This is a genomic window from Pseudomonas sp. LBUM1668, assembly GCF_059695715.1.
Window position 1 is genome coordinate 4,128,939 of sequence record NZ_CP166787.1, and the last position, 15,997, is coordinate 4,144,935.

Below are 15,997 nucleotides of genomic sequence, written 5' to 3' on the forward strand. Positions count from 1 at the left end.
ATCCAACGAATGTTTCTGATGGTATGCATCACGGAGATTCATCAATTGTCGGCCTACCCCAGTATCGATACCGATGTCTTGCGCACCTTTGTCGCGATAGCCGATCAGGGCGGTTTTACCCGCGCCGGCGAAATGGTCAACCGCACGCAATCAGCGGTTAGCATGCAGATGAAGCGCCTGGAAGAGGATGTATTGCAGCGCCAATTGTTCGAGCGTGACGGGCGGCAGGTGCGCCTGACTGCCGAGGGTCAGGTGCTGCTCGGTTACGCGCGGCGCATCCTCAAACTGCACAGTGAAGTGTTCAATACCCTGCGCGAGCCACACATGGTCGGCACGGTGCGGATCGGCACGCCGGACGATTACGTGATGCGTTTTCTACCGGGGATTCTGTCGCGATTTGCGCAGTTCTATCCGTTGATCCAGATCGAGGTGCATTGCGAATCGAGCAAACAGTTGTTGCAGCGCACCGATCTCGACTTGTCGATCGTCACCCGCGAACCGGGCAACGAAATCGGCCAACTGCTGCGCAAAGAGCGTTTCGTCTGGGCCGAGGCACAAAATTTCAGCGCCCACGAACAGACGCCGTTGCCGCTGGCGATGTTCAACAGTGATTGTTTCTGCCGCTTGTGGGCGTGCAATGCGCTGGACGCGATGGGCCGCGATTACCGCATCGCCTACAACAGCAGCAGCCTCTCGGCGCTGATGGCCGTAGTGAGCGCGGGTCTGGCGATCACCGCGCAACTGGAAAGCCTGATAACCCCGGACATGCGCATTCTCGGTGCCGATGAAGATCTGCCGCAACTGCCCGAGGCCAGCATCATGCTGATCCGCAATCTGAACAATCCATCGCCGATCACCGAATGCCTGGCCGAACACATCGTCGAAGGCTTCAAACTTTAAAGGCGAGCATCACCGCGCACAGCACCAGGAAACCACAGAACAGCCCACGCAGAAGTTTTTCCGGCATGGCGTGGGCGACTTTTACCCCCCAACTGATGCTGGCCAGACCGCCAATCGCCAGCGGCAAACCGATCATCCAGTCGACTTCGTGGTGCACCGCGTAAGTCACCAGGGTGACGCCGGTACTCGGCAATGCCAGCGCCAGCGACAAGCCTTGGGCGACCACTTGAGTGGTGCCAAACAGGCTGGTCAACACCGGCGTCGCGACCACCGCCCCGCCGACACCGAACAACCCGCCCATGGTCCCCGACGCCGCGCCAAGTACGCCCAGCCATGGCCAGGAGTAACGCATCTCGGCCGTCGGCGCCGGGCGCTTGCCGAACATTTTCAGCAGGTTGTAAACCGAAAGCACTACGAGGAAGGCGACGAAACCAATGCGCATGGTCTGCGCGTCGATACCCACGGCCCAGATCGAACCGATCCAGGCAAAGCAGAATCCCATCACCGCCAATGGCAACGCGTGACGCAGTTCGATGCGATTGCGCTGGTGATAGCGCCACAGCGCCAGCATCACGTTCGGCACCACCATCACCAGCGCCGTGCCTTGGGCGATCTGTTGATCAAGCCCGAACCACACGCCGAGCAGCGGGATCGCGATCAAGCCACCGCCAATGCCGAAGATGCCACCCAGTGTGCCGAGCGCGGCGCCAAATAGCAGGAACAACAAAAACTCCATCACAGCCGAATTCCTCTTACGTGAGGCGACTCATCCTACGCAGTCGCGGCTGGCGGGGAAACGCACAGCAACGCACAATGGCTGTGCCGATTTCGCACAAGCGTTGAGTAACATGAATCCCAATCAATTGACCGATCAACTCGGGCTGTTTCTCGACGTGCTGGAAAGTGGCAGTTTCTCTGCCGCGTCTCGCCGTCATCCACTGACGCCTTCGGCTGTGGCGCGGCGCATCGACAGTCTGGAAAGCGCGGTGGGCAGCCAGTTGTTCATTCGCAGCACCCATGCCGTACGCGCTACGCCGGCAGGTCTGGCCTTTGCCGAACGGGCGCGGCGGATCGTCGCCGAACTGCAATTGGCCCGCGCCGAAGCCGTTTCCTTGAGCAGCGCACCGGAAGGCTTGATCCGCATCGATGCGCCGGCAGCGTTCGGACGCCGACATCTAGCGCCAGTGATTGCTGATTTTCTGGTGATGTATCCGGGCCTGGATGTGCAACTGCACCTGATCGACAGTTTCGTCGACATGCACGGCTCGAATCTGGGCAAGGTCGATTTGGTGTTGCGCGCCGGGCAACTGGCCGACACCCGACTGGTTGCTACGCCACTGGCGAGCATGGTGCGCATCGCCTGCGCGAGCCCCGATTATCTCAAGCGGCGCGGTGTACCGAATCATCCCGCGCAATTGAGCGAACATGACGGCCTCGACTGGGATGGCCTCGCCCCGCCCTTTGCCTGGCGTTTCGAGCAAGACGGGCAGATGCAGTTGCACCGCCCGGCACGCATCCGCATGAGCGCCAATAACGCTGAAGCACTGGTGTGCGGCGCGTTGGCCGGGTTGGGCATCGCGCACTTGCCGACATGGCTGGCCAGCGAATATCTGCTGCGCGGCGAACTGCTGCCACTGTTCTGCGAGAACGGTCTGCCGCAACCCGAGAGCACCGGCATCTACGCCTTGCGCATGGAGCAGCAGACAAACTCGCGCAGCCGTTTGTTGCTGGAATACCTCAAGACCCGCTTCAGCCCGGTGCCGCCGTGGGATCTGGCGTTGCAACGAGATTTGGGCAGACTCTAACGTCTGGAAAATTATCTGGCGCATTAAACATTCGAACGCTAGATTCATGTGCATCACTGATCAAGGCTTTGACATGACCACCGACCGCGACACCTGCGATGACCTGCTGCTGGATAATCAGGCTTGCTTCGCCCTGCATTCAACTACGCTGACGATGACCAAAGTCTACAAGCCCATGCTGCAAGCCATCGGCCTGACCTATCCGCAGTATCTGGCGATGATGGTGCTGTGGGAGAAGGATGGTCTCACCGTGGGAGAAATCAGCACGCGGCTGCTGACGGATCCGGGATCGATGACCCCCCTGCTCAAGCGACTGGAGGGTGAAGGGTTACTCAGTCGCACACGCAGCCGTGAAGATGAGCGCGTGGTGATTGTCGAGTTGACTGCGCAGGGCCGCGCTCTGCGAGACAAAGCTCAAAGCATCCCGCAATGCATCCTCGGCGCCAGCGGTTTCAGCCTTGAGCGTTTGCAGAATCTGCAAGCCGAGTTGCAGGCTCTGCGCAGTCACCTGCAAGAAAGCCTGATCTGAACCCGGGCTGGACCGAATCCATGTAGGAGCTGCGGAACGCTGCGATCTTTTGATGTTGTTTTTAAAGATCAAAAGATCGCAGCGTGACGCAGCTCCTACAGTTGAACCCTGCGCTGTGCAATTTTCCCGCCCCCTGTTCAATGCTGATAACTGCTCTGGATCAAGGGTTCTGACGCTCTTGGCGCTCCTGACGGACCCATGAAGCCAACTTTTTTTCAAAAATTATCTTGCGCGCTAAACATTAGCGAGCTACATTCACCTCGAACTTACTTAGCGCGCAAACAGTTAGCGCGACAAATCACACCCATCGAGGCTCACACCATGCAAACTCTCTACACCGCAATCGCAACCTCCACCGGCGGCCGTGACGGTCGTGCGATCTCCAGCGACAACGTGCTCGACGTCAAACTCGCCACCCCGAAAGAACTCGGTGGTGCTGGCGGCGCGGCGACCAACCCTGAGCAACTGTTCGCCGCCGGCTATTCGGCCTGCTTCATCGGCGCGCTGAAATTCGTCGCCAGCCAGACCAAACGCAAAATCCCGGACGATGCCTCGATCACCGCCCACGTCGGTATCGGCCAGATCCCTGGTGGTTTCGGTCTGGACATCGACCTGCACATCAGCCTGCCGGGCCTTGAACAAGCCGACGCACAAAGCCTGGTCGACGCCGCTCACCAGGTCTGCCCGTACTCCAACGCCACGCGTGGCAATGTCGAAGTACGTCTGCACGTCACGGTGTAAGCAAAGAAAAAGATCGCAGCCTTCGGCAGCTCCTACATGAACAGGTGTAGGAGCTGCCGCAGGCTGCGATCTTTTGATCTTTCTTGCAGACACAAAAAAGCCCGACTCAATGGTCGGGCTTTTTCTTTCCGCAAAAAGCAGTGCTTATTTGGCACGGCCTTTGTAGGAACCGCCTTCGCGGGTGTCGATTTCGATCTTGTCACCGATTTCGATGAAGTCAGCAACTTGCAGCTCGGTACCGTTGGCCAGTTTGGCTGGCTTCATTACCTTGCCGGAAGTGTCGCCACGAGCCGAACCTTCGGTGTAGTCAACGACGCGCACGATGGTGGTCGGCAGTTCTACCGAAACCAGACGCTCTTCGAAGAAGATCGCTTCGCAAACATCGGTCATGCCTTCTTCAACGAAAGGCAGAACGGCTTCGATGTCTTCGGCGTTCAGTTCGTACATGGTGTAGTCAGTGGTGTCCATGAACGTGTAGGTGTCGCCGCTGATGAAGGACAGGGTCGCTTCTTTGCGGTCGAGGATTACGTCGTCCAGTTTGTCGTCAGCGCTGTAAACGATCTCGGTCTTGTAACCGGTCAGCAGGTTTTTCAGCTTGGTCTTCATGATCGCGCTGTTACGGCCCGACTTGGTGAATTCAGCTTTCTGAACCAGCCAAGGATCGTTTTCGAGACGGATCACGGTACCGGGTTTGAGTTCTTTACCAGTTTTCATTGCGAATATCCGAATTTGGATGGGATTTACATAAATCTAGGCCGCGTATCATATCCAATTTAGGTAAAACTGTACCAGCGCTGCGGCAAGATCGGCCTGCAAGCCTTGTTCCAGACACCATGTCTCGGCATTTTCCTGCAGTTCTGGCCAGTGTTTACGGGCGCTGAGCCATTGATCGCCAATCGGCTGACCCGCACTCCACGCCTGCCATAGACCGTTCATCGCCTGCGCCGCTGCGGGCGAGAGGCCTTTCGTATACAGGGCAAGGAAGGCGTCGAGCTTGTCCAGATGGATGTCTTCGTCCTGCTGGTAGATGTGCCACAGCATCGGCCGCCCCGCCCACTGCGCCCTGACGAACGAGTCCTCACCGCGCACCGCGTTGAAATCGCAGCACCAGAGCAAGTGATCGTATTGATCCTGACGAACGAACGGCAGCACCTGCACGGTCAGCGCGTGACGCACCTCTATCGCCCCGACGGTCAAGGTTTCCACGCCGAGCCAGCGCGCAACGTCACCGAGAATCCGCCCTTCCGGCACCAGCAAATGCGTGGGCGTCGCGCCAGCCGCCAGCACGTCGAGCCAACTGGCTAGTCCAGCGTTCTCGTAGGCAAACAACGAGATCAACTGTGCGTCGGGCGCGCGCTCGATGCCTAGACCTTGAAGGAATTGTTGCTGCGCCTGGTCATCGCGCTGAAACTGCCGACGCTGTTCGAGCAAGCCTCTTTCGCGCAGCAGTCCACCCGTGCCGGGGCGGAACCCCGGGAAGAAGAAGATTTTCTGCACCGACTTGTATTTGACCGACGGCAGGCCGTGGCAGCCGGTGACCCAGTCTTCGGCGCTGAGATAGTCGAGGTTCAGCCACAACGGCGGCTTCTCCCGCTCGGCCATGACGTCCATGTAAGCACTCGGTAACTGGCAGGCGAACGCTGCGATCACCACGTCAGCGGCGTCGATGGGCAACCACTCGCTCGGCCAGTGCCGCACCTCTACACCTTGCTGCCATTGTTGCGCGGCGTTGATATCGATCTCTGGGCAAATACGTTCGAACGCACGCAGATCATCAACCCACAGCCGCACGGCCAGCGAATGTTCGGCCACCAATTGCCTGGCCAGACGCCAGGTCACGCCGATGTCGCCGTAGTTGTCGACGACGGTGCAAAAAATATCCCAGCGGGTATTCAGTGACGGCATTCAAGACTCCCGTTGGCAAAAGCACCGATTGTCCGCATTAATGAGCGAATGCAGAAGAGCCGACGGCGATTAATCTTCGTGCGACAATCGCCACTTGCCCGCAACCATCCGCCAGGAGGCAGCCATGCCCTATCGTCCCAACCCGCGTCGCCCCTTGCCTGTTCAGCTTAGCGCGCTGCAATTGACCGGCAGTATTGCCTTGGGCCTGTGGCTGGGTTTCCTCGCGATTGCGCTGACCTGCTGGCTGCTCTCGCGTTTTGTGTTCAATGAACAATTGGCGCCGGTGGCCCAGGCAGTTCAGCAACTGGCCACTCCACCCGTGGTGCAACCGGTGCCGGACATTGCGCCGCAGAGTCCGCTGTTCGATCAGTACGAAGAAAACCTGCGCAAGAACGAGCAACAGAATCGTCTGGATCAGGCACGCGACAGCCGCCGCAATCTGTCGAACCCCAAATGTCAGTTCTGGTTGCAACAGGACCAAACCGCGCCAAGCGAAAAAAGCCGCGCCAACGTTTTGCAATTCTGCGATTGATCATGAACAAACACAGCGTCCACCAACTGATCCTCGACAAGCTGCGCATCGACCTCGATATAGCCGAACGCGCCGCGCAAACCGCTTACGAAACCGCGACCCACGAAGAGAACATCGCCGAGAACAAGTACGACACGCTTGGACTTGAGGCGTCGTATCTGGCGGCAGGGCAAGCGAAACGCGTCGAGGAAATCCGTCAGTCACTGGCGCTGTGCCAGAACCTGACGCTGCGCGCCTATGACGAAAACCGTGGGATAGAGGTCGGCGCCCTGCTCGGTCTGGAGGACGAAAAAGGTCGCGAGCAATGGCTGTTCCTGGCACCGGATGCGGCAGGCCTGAAAATCGATGTGGTGGGTCAGCCGATCACCGTCATCACGCCGCGCTCGCCGCTAGGCAAAAGCCTGCTGGGCAAGTTCGAGGGTGATGAGGTAGAGATTCTGGTGGCGGGCACCCGGCAACAATTTGCTGTTACCGAGGTGCTCTGAAGCAGTGGATCAGTGGACCGGCAGTTCGACGCCGTCGAACAGCTCTTCCAGCTCCTGCTTGTTGTGGCACGCGATGGCTTTGGCCATCACTTCACGGGTCAGGTGCGGGGCAAACTTCTCGATGAAGTCGCACATGAAACCACGCAGGAAAGTGCCGCGACGGAAACCGATCTTGGTGACGCTCGATTCGAACAACTCGCTGGCATCCAGCACCACCAGGTCGCTGTCGAGTTTGGTGTCGACCGCCATTTTGGCGACGATGCCCACGCCCAGGCCCAGACGCACATAGGTTTTGATCACGTCGGCGTCGGCAGCGGTGAACACCACTTTCGGCGTCAGACCACGATGGCTGAAGGCTTCGTCGAGTTTCGAACGACCGGTGAAACCGAACACGTAAGTCACGATCGGGTATTCGGCCAGCGCTTCCAGAGTGAGCTTCGGCAGCTTGGTCAGCGGGTGGCCCTGTGGCACGACTACGCAGCGGTTCCAGCGGTAGCAAGGCATCATCACCAGATCGCCGAACAGTTCCAGCGCTTCGGTGGCGATGGCGAAATCGACGGTGCCGTCAGCTGCCATTTCGGCGATCTGCATCGGCGAGCCCTGGTGCATGTGCAGCGCCACATCCGGGTATTGCTTGATGAAGTTGCTGATCACCGGCGGCAGTGCATAACGTGCCTGAGTGTGAGTGGTGGCGATCGACAGGGTGCCTTTCTTCTCGTTGGAGAATTCCTGAGCGATCTGCTTGATGCTTTCAACCTTGCGCAGAATCTCACCGGCGGTGGTGATGATGCGCTCGCCGGCAGGGGTGACGCGGGTCAGGTGCTTGCCGCTGCGGGCAAACACTTCAACGCCGAGCTCGTCTTCCAGCAGTCGGATTTGCTTACTGATGCCCGGTTGCGAGGTGTAAAGGCTTTGGGCTGTAGCGGAAACGTTGAGGTCGTGGTGCGCCACTTCCCAGATGTAGCGCAATTGTTGAAGCTTCATATGTATCCCTCAAAGCAGATAGACGCCACGGGCATCAGCGACGGTATATAACTATATTAATGGTTTGAAGAATAAATCTAGAACTTTTTTGTCAAAGCGCCATTATTCCCGCTTCAGCGATCTTCGCGTCGCCGCCGCTCCACCAACGGCACCAGATAGACCGGCACCTTGGCCAGTTGCAGGACCCGCGCCGCCGTGCGCCCCAACGGCGTTTCAGCGCCCACCCCGTGGCTGTGACTTCCTACGATCAGCAAATCGACAGAGAGTTTCTGCGCCTGCTCGAGAATCACCTGCGACGGATCGCCCTGCACCACGCGCACTGCACGAATCCGCTGCAAATCCTGCTCGCCCTCTTCGCCAAGCTCTTCGCGAAAACTCTCCAGCACGCGCTGCTCGATATTGGCGATGACTGTTTTCAGACCCTGGCTATGAAATTCGTTCAGCGACTGCTCGTCGAGATAACTCTGCAACACCGATTCGGCGAACAGCCCCATCGGTTCCACCGCGTGCACTACATACAGATCGGCATTGAACGTTCGCGCCAACGCCAGGGCATGCTGCATGACGAAGGGTGCGTACAGACCGAGGTCAGTGGCATACAGCATCGAACGAATCATATGACCTCCTCGCAAGCCAACATGGCGGAGATTTGATTCAGCTTAGCAGTGCCTTGGCGAGTACGACGGGCAACGCAACGTCTTGAAGCACAGGGCTTTAGATCGACGGCTCGTTGCTGATGCCATGCGGCACATGGCCGGTGGCGACCACTTCACGGGCCAGTTCGCAATGACCGGCCTGATCGTCGAAGAACACGTCGGCGGCAAACGCTTCGAGGAACGCCGATTTGGTCAGGCCACCGAGAAACAATGATTCGTCGAGGCGGATGTCCCATTCACGCAACGTACGAATCACCCGCTCATGGGCCGGTGCCGAACGCGCGGTGACCAGCGCCGTGCGGATCGGACAGTCGTCGTCAGGGAACTCGCGTTGCAACAGGTTGAGCGCCGCCAGAAAGCCCTTGAACGGCCCGCCGCGCAATGGCTCGCGCGCCGATTCGCGCTCCTTGGCCTGAAAGGCTTCGAGCCCACCGGACTGATAAACCCGCTCCGACTCGTCGGAAAAAATCACCGCGTCACCGTCGAAAGCGATGCGCAATTCGTCGCTGGCGGCGCGGCTGGCGCCTCCGGACAAAATCGTTGCCGCAGCGAAACCGGCATCCAGCGCCGAGCGTACGTCTTCGGCGTGCGTGGAGAGAAACAGGTCGCAACCAAACGCTTTGAGGTAGGGATAAGGACTGCGCCCACCGACGAACGCCGCGCGAGAAATGGCCAGACCATAATGGTGAATCGAATTGAAGACGCGCAATCCGGTGTCTGCGCTGTTGCGCGACACCAGAATCACCTCGACACGCGCGCGGCCGAGGCGACTGTTCAGGCTCAGGAGTTTCTCCACCAGCGGAAAAGCATCGCCGGGGGCAAGAATTTCGTCTTCGTGTTCGATCTGATATTGCCGGTAGGCTTCGACGCCGCTCGACAGGTAGACCTTGTGGCTCTCGCTCAGGTCGAACAAGGCACGCGACGAAATCGCCAGCACCAGTTTGTCATCGATGTTCTTGGCCATACGTTCCCCCTCCTTGCGCAAAAAACCGACTCACGTGTTGCGTCGGTCAATAAAACTCAATGTTCGATACAGCGCTTCGATGCGCGGCAGTTCACAGCCTGCCGCTTTCGCCGCCGCCAAGGGTCGGGCATAAATCGCTTCAAGTTCCAGCGGGCGCTTGTGCAAAAAGTCGTGGTACATGCTCGGCCAGTAGTCGGGCATTTTTTCGGTCATCGTGAACAGGAAGTCGGCGTAACCGGGCGCCACGTCCTGGCCGCAAGCCTTGGCGCCCTGCACGACCTCGGCCATCAACGCCTGAATCAACGCGCGGCTGTCGGCATCGGCCATCAATGGCGTGGTGCCCGCGCCGAGCAGCACCGAGAGTCCGTTATAGGGAATGTTCCAGACCAGTTTCTGCCAGCGCGCCTGATGCAGATTGGGCATTGCCTGGGAATCAATGCCAGCAGCGCGGAACAGTCCGGAGCCCTCCTCGACGATCGCCATACGCGCGCCGTCATCGCATGCCGGGCCGCTGTGATAACCGACGTTGACTGCGCCGAGCGCCTGATGGGTGATCAGACCCGGGCCGTCGCGGTGCACGCAGATCAGGCACAGACCGCCGAGCAGATGCAGTGTGTCAGGCAGCAATTGCCGCAGGCTGTCTTCGACGTCGAGACCGTTTTGCAGCACCAGCACTTTCGCCCCTGGCTTGGCTGCCGCAATGATCGACGGCGCCAGCCCGGCATTGCTGGTGGTCTTGGCGCCGACCAGTAGCCAGTCGCATTTGGGCATGTCTTCGGCCGCAGAATAGGCCTGTACCGGATCGAGCTTCAGCAGACCATGCACCGCACTGTCCACCTGCAAGCCACGTTCGGCGACGGCAGAAAACTCGCTGCGCAACAGAAAGTGCACATCGAACCCCGCCCGCGCCAGCATCAACCCGTAGAACCCGCCAATCGCACCGGTGCCGATAATCCCCACCACCGGTTTGTTGATTGTCCCCATTTATGGCAACTCCTCTGCAATTCGACCCAGTGCCTGCGCCAATGCCGTGTTGAGTGCATCGGCTGTCAGGCGCGTATGCAATGCGCCAAAGAATTCGCCGTCGCGCACCACAAACAGCGCCGGCAAATGAAAGACCTGATATCGCTCGACCAGACCACCGTTGTTGCCGGCATCGATCCAGCACAGACGATCCACCGCCAGTGCGAATCCCGGCAACACCTCGCGGGCGAAGCGGCAACTGGCGCAGCCGACACTGGTGAAAATCACCAGCGAAACGCCGCTCATCGCCAACAGCCTTTGGTCGGCGTCGAAATCGGTCAGTTCGGATTCGACCACTATACTGGGGGAAACAATGTCAAATGGCTGACACAGGGAGTCTGTGCTCATGGGACGTTTCATTCCTCATCCGGACGAAGTGCCGGTTGAACTGACGTTGCTCAAGCCCGAATGTATTTCCAGGCAACAGCTGCACACTATCAGCCTCGGCGGCATCGCTTGCAATTACCACCGTGCCTGGCGCCATGGCACCGCGCTGCAAGTACGCCTGCCGACTCTCAACGCCGACCTCTGTTTTCCGGGCTATGTGGCGTGGTGTCTGCGCCGTAAAAAAGGTTATCTGGTGGGCATCGCCTTCACCGATGAACAAACGCTGTTCAGTGCACGAATGGGTGAGCAGGTGTGTCAGATTGAACGCTACTGCCGCATCAACGACGCCCACGATGGCCTGCAGAATATTCAAGCGGCGGCCCTGCAATGGGTCGAACAACATGCCGACGAGTTCTCCCACGATAGCGTGAGCAAGGCCTTTACCCTGCCAGTGCTGGATTAAAGCGGCGTTTGCCCATTGTCGAGCAGGCGCGTAACGCGCTAAGGTTCCGCTCCCCGACGCGCTTAAATCCGCTGTGCTCCGCCGCGCGGGGATCGCTGGCGGCCGGCACCCGTGACCTGACGAGTAAACGATGGCTGATTTACCGATCAACGACCTAAACGTCGCCTCTAACGAGACCCTGATCACTCCTGATCAGCTCAAGCGTGATATCCCTCTGAGCGACGCCGCCCTGCGCACCGTCACCAAGGGCCGCGAAGTCATTCGCAACATTCTTGATGGCACCGACCACCGTCTGTTCGTAGTGATCGGCCCATGCTCGATCCACGACATCAAGGCTGCCCACGAATACGCCGAGCGCCTGAAAGTGCTGGCTGCGGAAGTCTCCGATACCTTGTATCTGGTCATGCGCGTGTATTTCGAAAAGCCGCGCACCACCGTCGGCTGGAAAGGCCTGATCAACGATCCGTACCTGGACGACTCGTTCAAGATCCAGGACGGTCTGCACATCGGTCGTCAGTTGCTGCTGGACCTGGCTGAAAAAGGCCTGCCGACCGCGACCGAAGCCCTCGACCCGATCTCCCCGCAGTATTTGCAGGACCTGATCAGCTGGTCGGCCATTGGCGCGCGCACCACCGAATCCCAGACCCACCGTGAAATGGCTTCCGGCCTGTCCTCGGCAGTCGGTTTCAAGAACGGCACCGATGGCGGCCTGACCGTGGCGATCAACGCCTTGCAGTCGGTCTCCAGCCCGCACCGTTTCCTGGGGATCAACCAGGAAGGTGGCGTGTCGATCGTCACCACCAAAGGCAACGCTTACGGTCACGTGGTGCTGCGTGGCGGCAATGGCAAGCCGAACTACGATTCGGTCAGCGTTGCGCTGTGCGAGCAGGCGCTGAACAAGGCGAAGATCAAGCCGAACATCATGGTCGATTGCAGCCACGCCAACTCCAACAAGGATCCGGCCCTGCAACCGCTGGTGATGGAGAACGTCGCCAACCAGATCCTCGAAGGCAACCAGTCGATCATCGGCCTGATGGTCGAGAGTCACTTGAACTGGGGCTGCCAGGCGATTCCGAAGGACCTCGCCGATCTGCAATACGGCGTATCGATCACCGATGCCTGCATCGACTGGTCCGCTACCGAGAACACCCTGCGCAGCATGCACGCCAAGCTCAAGGATGTTCTGCCAAAACGCCAGCGCAGCTGATACGCGTTTTTCAGGCATAAAAAAACGCCGGGCATTGCCCGGCGTTTTTTTGTGTGCGATTCAGATCTTTGCGGCGCGGCGCTGATGACGTTCCATGTAACGCTCGACGTACGAGCAGGATGGAATCACCGTGTAGCCCATTTCTTCGGCATATTGCAGCGCGCTTTCGGTCAGCGCCGCCGCAATGCCGCGGCCGCGCAAGGCGTTGGGCACGAACGTGCGATAGATATCCAGGGTCTGTTTCCCCAGATCCATATAGGTCAGGTAGGCACGATGACCGTCCACATTGGTCTCGAACTGATGACCAGCCTGGTCATGGTGGATGGACAACGCCTCGCTCATCACTACTCCTCGCGGGTCTTGGATTCTGACCCCTACCTTACCGATGTTTTTCCGGCGAAGGAACATCTACGCCACCCCGTGCCTGATCGACAGCGAGAAGAGACACACCGATCTCGTACAACCGAGCACCTGATAAATAGTAGGCACCATTGGCAAAATTGCTCAAGGTGCGCTCGTCATCAAGCGGTTGACGGTGTTGGCTCCGATGGACGCAGGTGCGGTTTGGGAGAAGATCTTCCCGGGCCGCTCACCTGAACATTGCCGGATGTTGAGACTTAAGACGTGCGACCTTTTTTAAAGTCACCTCAACATGGATAAAGATAAGCGAAGCAGCACGCAAAATCGGAACAAAAGTGTGGACGAATTCATCTAGAAAGACTTTAGCCAACACTGCAAAAACAACACGCCATGACGGGAACTTTTTCTGATTGACTCGCTCAGCGCGGGGCTTGCAGCTGGATGTTTTTTATACAGCGCAGTTAAAAGTTGCTCGAAAAAGAATCAGCGCCTACAATTTTTTTTGCTTCTTGCTATACGTCAGTTTACTTACTACAAGTAATGGGTAGTATGTACGCCGGCTATTTCCTCAATCGGAGGAGACAGCCACTTAATTGAAAGTCCTTGAAGGGGAACACGATGAACAACGTTCTGAAATTCTCTGCTCTGGCTCTGGCCGCAGTTCTGGCTACCGGTTGCAGCAGCGCATCGAAAGAAACCGAAGCACGTCTGACCGCTACTGAAGACGCAGCTGCTCGCTCCCAGGCTCGTGCAGACGAAGCTTACCGTAAAGCTGATGAAGCTCTGGCTGCTGCTCAAAAAGCACAACAGACTGCTGACGAAGCTAACGAGCGTGCTCTGCGCATGCTGGAAAAAGCTAGCCGCAAGTAATAGTCCTTCGGGATTGTTATCAAGCCGACCCATTTTTTGGGTCGGCTTTTTTGTGCCGGATGCTTTTGTCCGGGCAATAAAAAACCCGCCGACGCTCACGCATCGGCGGGTTTTTTTTGAGCTTACTGCTGTAGATCGATCGGGGCGCTGGAGACCATCGGCGCCGAGGTGCCAGGCGTACCGATTTCGGTTGGCAGGCCATCTTCGGCTGCGACCACATCACGCACCACATCCCAATTCATGCGCAAGTTATTGGTGATGTCTTCACGCTTGAGCATCGCGTTGATCACTGCAGTGTGCTTGTCGACCACTGACGGATTGCCTTTGTCGTCGATCGGCGTGTGCGCTTCCAGATAGACCTTGCCGCCACTGCGACCGAACTTGTAGGCATCATTGAGGATGCGCACCGAAGTCCCGACCGGCACCATGCCGGCCATTTCCAGCACGTTGTTGTTGAACATGCGGAAGCAACCGTGGCTGGTGCGCATGCCAATGCCGAACTTCTTGTTCGAACCGTGGATCAGGTAGCCCGGCGTGCCCAGGGTGAACTTGAACGGACCCAGCGGGTTGTCAGGACCGGCCGGCACCACGTTTGGCAGCGGATCACCATCAGCAGCGTGTTCAGCCTTGATCGACGCTGGAGGCGTCCAGGTCGGATTAGGAGTTTTGGCGGTGATGGTGGTGTGCGCGATCGGCGAACCCCAGCCCTCACGGCCGATACCCAGCGGGAAGGTGTACACCACGTTCCGGCCTTTCGGGTAGTAGTAGAGGCGGTATTCGGCAAGGTTGATGACGATACCTTCACGCGGGCCCGGCGGCAGAATGAAACGTGTCGGCAGCACGATCTCGGTACCGGCACCTGGCAGCCAGGCATCGATGCCCGGATTGGCCGCGACCATTTCCGAATAGCCCAGATCGTAGGTGGTGCCCAGATCGGCGAAGGTGTCTTCGTACTTGGCTTTGATCACCTGCACCTGGCCGACGATGTCTTCACCGGGTGGTGGCAGGGGAAGCTCCAATGCAGCAACGGGACCGGCCACACACAGGGCGGCAAGTGACAGGCAGCGGGTGACGGCAGGAAAGCGCGGCAACATCCGGAAAATCCTTCGCATGATCATCAAGGGTATAAGAGCGCGATTGTACACTGCACTTTGAATATTCGGGGAGACAGGCCGATAGACCGCGCTGAGTGCGAAAAGATCGTCCGATCGCGGCCCGAGCCTTCGGCAGCTCCTACATGGGCTCGCGCAATCCTGTAGGAGCTGCCGAAGGCTGCGATCTTTTGATCTTAAAGCTCGAAACGCAACTCAGGCCAGATCGGCGAAGTCCCGCGCTTCTGCGACTCAAGAATCGCCCGGCACAGCGAGCACAGGCGCTGGTCCTGAAACACCCGGCGATCCACGCTCGACCAGCGTGGTTGCGCCGGCAGCAGGCTGCCGCACAGGGTGCGATCGGCCGAGCCGCCGAGTTCGAGTTGACGGGTCACCAGATGCACCCGCACTTCCTGGCAGGCGAACAGATCCAGCTGCTCGTCAGGCTCGATCAGTTGATAGGCAAAAAGGGACCAGGCAGAACGCGACATCGGGGCCTCCGATTAAGGGGGCGCCACATTAGCCGAAAGCCTGCCGCTAGAAAAGCCTCAAAGCAGCGGTTTTAGCGTCGGCCAGACATTTTCCAGCAACTTGCCCTGAGCCCCGGCCGCCGGGTGCAGACCATCGGCCTGCATCAGGTCCGGATGACCGCCCACGCCGTCGAGGAAAAACGGCACCAGCGGGATTTTTTTGTCATCGGCGAGTTTGCCGTAGACCTCGGCGAAAGCGTCGGTGTAGCGCTTGCCGTAGTTGGGCGGCAATTGCATACCCAGCAGCAGTACCTTCGCGCCGCTTTGCCGCGAGCTGTCGATCATCGCCGCAAGGTTTTGTTGCAATTGCGTTGGCGGCATTCCGCGCAGGCCGTCATTGCCACCCAGTTCGAGGATGACCAGTTCAGGCTTATGCTCTGCAAGCAGCGCGGGCAGCCGCGCCTGGCCTCCGGCACTGGTGTCGCCGCTGATGGAGGCATTGACCACTTTATCGTCGAAACCCTCCTGTTTAAGCCGTTGCTCCAGCAACGACACCCACCCCAAACGGGTATCCAGGCCGAAACCGGCGCTGATACTATCGCCAACGATCAGGACAGTACCCGCCGCTGCGTTCTGGGCCATGCACATCAAGGCCAGGCCAGCACTCAAAAACCATACACGCATC

At 58.7% G+C, this 15,997-nt stretch carries 21 protein-coding genes; 9 read left to right on the forward strand and 12 right to left on the reverse strand.

Annotation, left to right across the window (positions count from 1 at the left end):
* Positions 1–45: 45 nt before the first annotated feature.
* Positions 46–900: a LysR substrate-binding domain-containing protein gene (locus ACA061_RS18575; protein ID WP_191626448.1), complete on the forward strand. Its 855-nt coding sequence runs from the start codon at positions 46–48 to the stop codon at positions 898–900.
* Here the strand turns inward: ACA061_RS18575 and ACA061_RS18580 are convergent.
* Complete coding sequence (locus ACA061_RS18580) at positions 890–1,639, reverse strand: sulfite exporter TauE/SafE family protein (protein ID WP_191626445.1); 750 nt, start codon at positions 1,637–1,639, stop codon at positions 890–892. The genes ACA061_RS18575 and ACA061_RS18580 overlap by 11 nt on opposite strands.
* 109 nt (positions 1,640–1,748) lie before the next feature.
* Between ACA061_RS18580 and ACA061_RS18585 the strand changes: the two genes are divergently transcribed.
* From ACA061_RS18585 to ACA061_RS18595, 3 genes are all read left to right on the forward strand, one after another.
* Complete coding sequence (locus ACA061_RS18585) at positions 1,749–2,705, forward strand: LysR family transcriptional regulator (protein WP_150615933.1); 957 nt, start codon at positions 1,749–1,751, stop codon at positions 2,703–2,705.
* A 73-nt stretch (positions 2,706–2,778) separates the two neighbouring features.
* The gene (locus ACA061_RS18590) at positions 2,779–3,234 is read left to right on the forward strand and encodes a MarR family winged helix-turn-helix transcriptional regulator (protein ID WP_191627670.1); all 456 of its coding nucleotides are present in this window, start codon (positions 2,779–2,781) and stop codon (positions 3,232–3,234) included.
* Positions 3,235–3,555: 321 nt separating this feature from the next.
* Positions 3,556–3,975 (forward strand): organic hydroperoxide resistance protein, encoded by a 420-nt coding sequence (locus tag ACA061_RS18595; RefSeq protein WP_042560269.1) that lies wholly within the window; start codon positions 3,556–3,558, stop codon positions 3,973–3,975.
* A 144-nt stretch (positions 3,976–4,119) separates the two neighbouring features.
* Here ACA061_RS18595 and ACA061_RS18600 read toward each other — a convergent pair whose 3' ends face one another.
* Positions 4,120–4,689: an elongation factor P gene (locus tag ACA061_RS18600; protein ID WP_007908599.1), complete on the reverse strand. Its 570-nt coding sequence runs from the start codon at positions 4,687–4,689 to the stop codon at positions 4,120–4,122.
* A 48-nt stretch (positions 4,690–4,737) separates the two neighbouring features.
* Positions 4,738–5,880 carry an elongation factor P maturation arginine rhamnosyltransferase EarP gene (earP, locus tag ACA061_RS18605; RefSeq protein WP_497299818.1) on the reverse strand — a complete coding sequence of 381 codons (1,143 nt, stop codon included), beginning with the start codon at positions 5,878–5,880 and terminating at the stop codon, positions 4,738–4,740.
* A 124-nt stretch (positions 5,881–6,004) separates the two neighbouring features.
* Between earP and ACA061_RS18610 the strand changes: the two genes are divergently transcribed.
* Positions 6,005–6,412 carry a hypothetical protein gene (locus tag ACA061_RS18610; RefSeq protein ID WP_150615936.1) on the forward strand — a complete coding sequence of 136 codons (408 nt, stop codon included), beginning with the start codon at positions 6,005–6,007 and terminating at the stop codon, positions 6,410–6,412.
* Between the two features lie 2 nt (positions 6,413–6,414).
* Positions 6,415–6,897, forward strand: coding sequence for a GreA/GreB family elongation factor (locus ACA061_RS18615; protein ID WP_150593146.1), 483 nt, complete (start codon positions 6,415–6,417; stop codon positions 6,895–6,897).
* A gap of 9 nt (positions 6,898–6,906) precedes the next feature.
* On the opposite strand, the gene cysB is transcribed toward ACA061_RS18615, so the two are convergent.
* The 5 genes from cysB to ACA061_RS18640 form a co-directional block, all read right to left on the reverse strand.
* Positions 6,907–7,881: an HTH-type transcriptional regulator CysB gene (gene cysB, locus ACA061_RS18620; protein ID WP_042560273.1), complete on the reverse strand. Its 975-nt coding sequence runs from the start codon at positions 7,879–7,881 to the stop codon at positions 6,907–6,909.
* Between the two features lie 113 nt (positions 7,882–7,994).
* Positions 7,995–8,498, reverse strand: coding sequence for a universal stress protein (locus ACA061_RS18625; RefSeq protein ID WP_210553956.1), 504 nt, complete (start codon positions 8,496–8,498; stop codon positions 7,995–7,997).
* A gap of 97 nt (positions 8,499–8,595) precedes the next feature.
* Positions 8,596–9,501, reverse strand: a complete 906-nt coding sequence (locus ACA061_RS18630; RefSeq protein WP_150603346.1) for a 5'-nucleotidase — start codon at positions 9,499–9,501, stop codon at positions 8,596–8,598.
* Between the two features lie 30 nt (positions 9,502–9,531).
* Positions 9,532–10,485 carry a putative 2-dehydropantoate 2-reductase gene (locus tag ACA061_RS18635; protein ID WP_497299819.1) on the reverse strand — a complete coding sequence of 318 codons (954 nt, stop codon included), beginning with the start codon at positions 10,483–10,485 and terminating at the stop codon, positions 9,532–9,534.
* Positions 10,486–10,872 carry a thioredoxin family protein gene (locus ACA061_RS18640; RefSeq protein ID WP_047302379.1) on the reverse strand — a complete coding sequence of 129 codons (387 nt, stop codon included), beginning with the start codon at positions 10,870–10,872 and terminating at the stop codon, positions 10,486–10,488.
* Between ACA061_RS18640 and ACA061_RS18645 the strand changes: the two genes are divergently transcribed.
* Positions 10,871–11,314, forward strand: coding sequence for a PilZ domain-containing protein (locus tag ACA061_RS18645; RefSeq protein ID WP_150603344.1), 444 nt, complete (start codon positions 10,871–10,873; stop codon positions 11,312–11,314). The two genes, ACA061_RS18640 and ACA061_RS18645, sit on opposite strands and share 2 nt — an antisense overlap.
* 130 nt (positions 11,315–11,444) lie before the next feature.
* Positions 11,445–12,521 (forward strand): 3-deoxy-7-phosphoheptulonate synthase, encoded by a 1,077-nt coding sequence (locus ACA061_RS18650; RefSeq protein WP_042560279.1) that lies wholly within the window; start codon positions 11,445–11,447, stop codon positions 12,519–12,521.
* A gap of 60 nt (positions 12,522–12,581) precedes the next feature.
* On the opposite strand, the gene ACA061_RS18655 is transcribed toward ACA061_RS18650, so the two are convergent.
* Positions 12,582–12,863, reverse strand: a complete 282-nt coding sequence (locus tag ACA061_RS18655; RefSeq protein WP_003226804.1) for a GNAT family N-acetyltransferase — start codon at positions 12,861–12,863, stop codon at positions 12,582–12,584.
* A 636-nt stretch (positions 12,864–13,499) separates the two neighbouring features.
* Here ACA061_RS18655 and oprI point away from each other — a divergent pair.
* Positions 13,500–13,751: an outer membrane lipoprotei OprI gene (gene oprI / locus ACA061_RS18660; protein WP_003183784.1), complete on the forward strand. Its 252-nt coding sequence runs from the start codon at positions 13,500–13,502 to the stop codon at positions 13,749–13,751.
* A gap of 122 nt (positions 13,752–13,873) precedes the next feature.
* On the opposite strand, the gene ACA061_RS18665 is transcribed toward oprI, so the two are convergent.
* The 3 genes from ACA061_RS18665 to ACA061_RS18675 form a co-directional block, all read right to left on the reverse strand.
* Complete coding sequence (locus ACA061_RS18665) at positions 13,874–14,845, reverse strand: L,D-transpeptidase family protein (RefSeq protein ID WP_150603343.1); 972 nt, start codon at positions 14,843–14,845, stop codon at positions 13,874–13,876.
* 194 nt (positions 14,846–15,039) lie between these two features.
* Entirely contained in the window at positions 15,040–15,333 is a 294-nt protein-coding gene (locus ACA061_RS18670) for a hypothetical protein (protein ID WP_007908575.1), read from the reverse strand.
* A 57-nt stretch (positions 15,334–15,390) separates the two neighbouring features.
* The gene (locus ACA061_RS18675; protein WP_047599834.1) at positions 15,391–15,996 is read right to left on the reverse strand and encodes an arylesterase; all 606 of its coding nucleotides are present in this window, start codon (positions 15,994–15,996) and stop codon (positions 15,391–15,393) included.
* Position 15,997 lies beyond the last annotated feature (1 nt).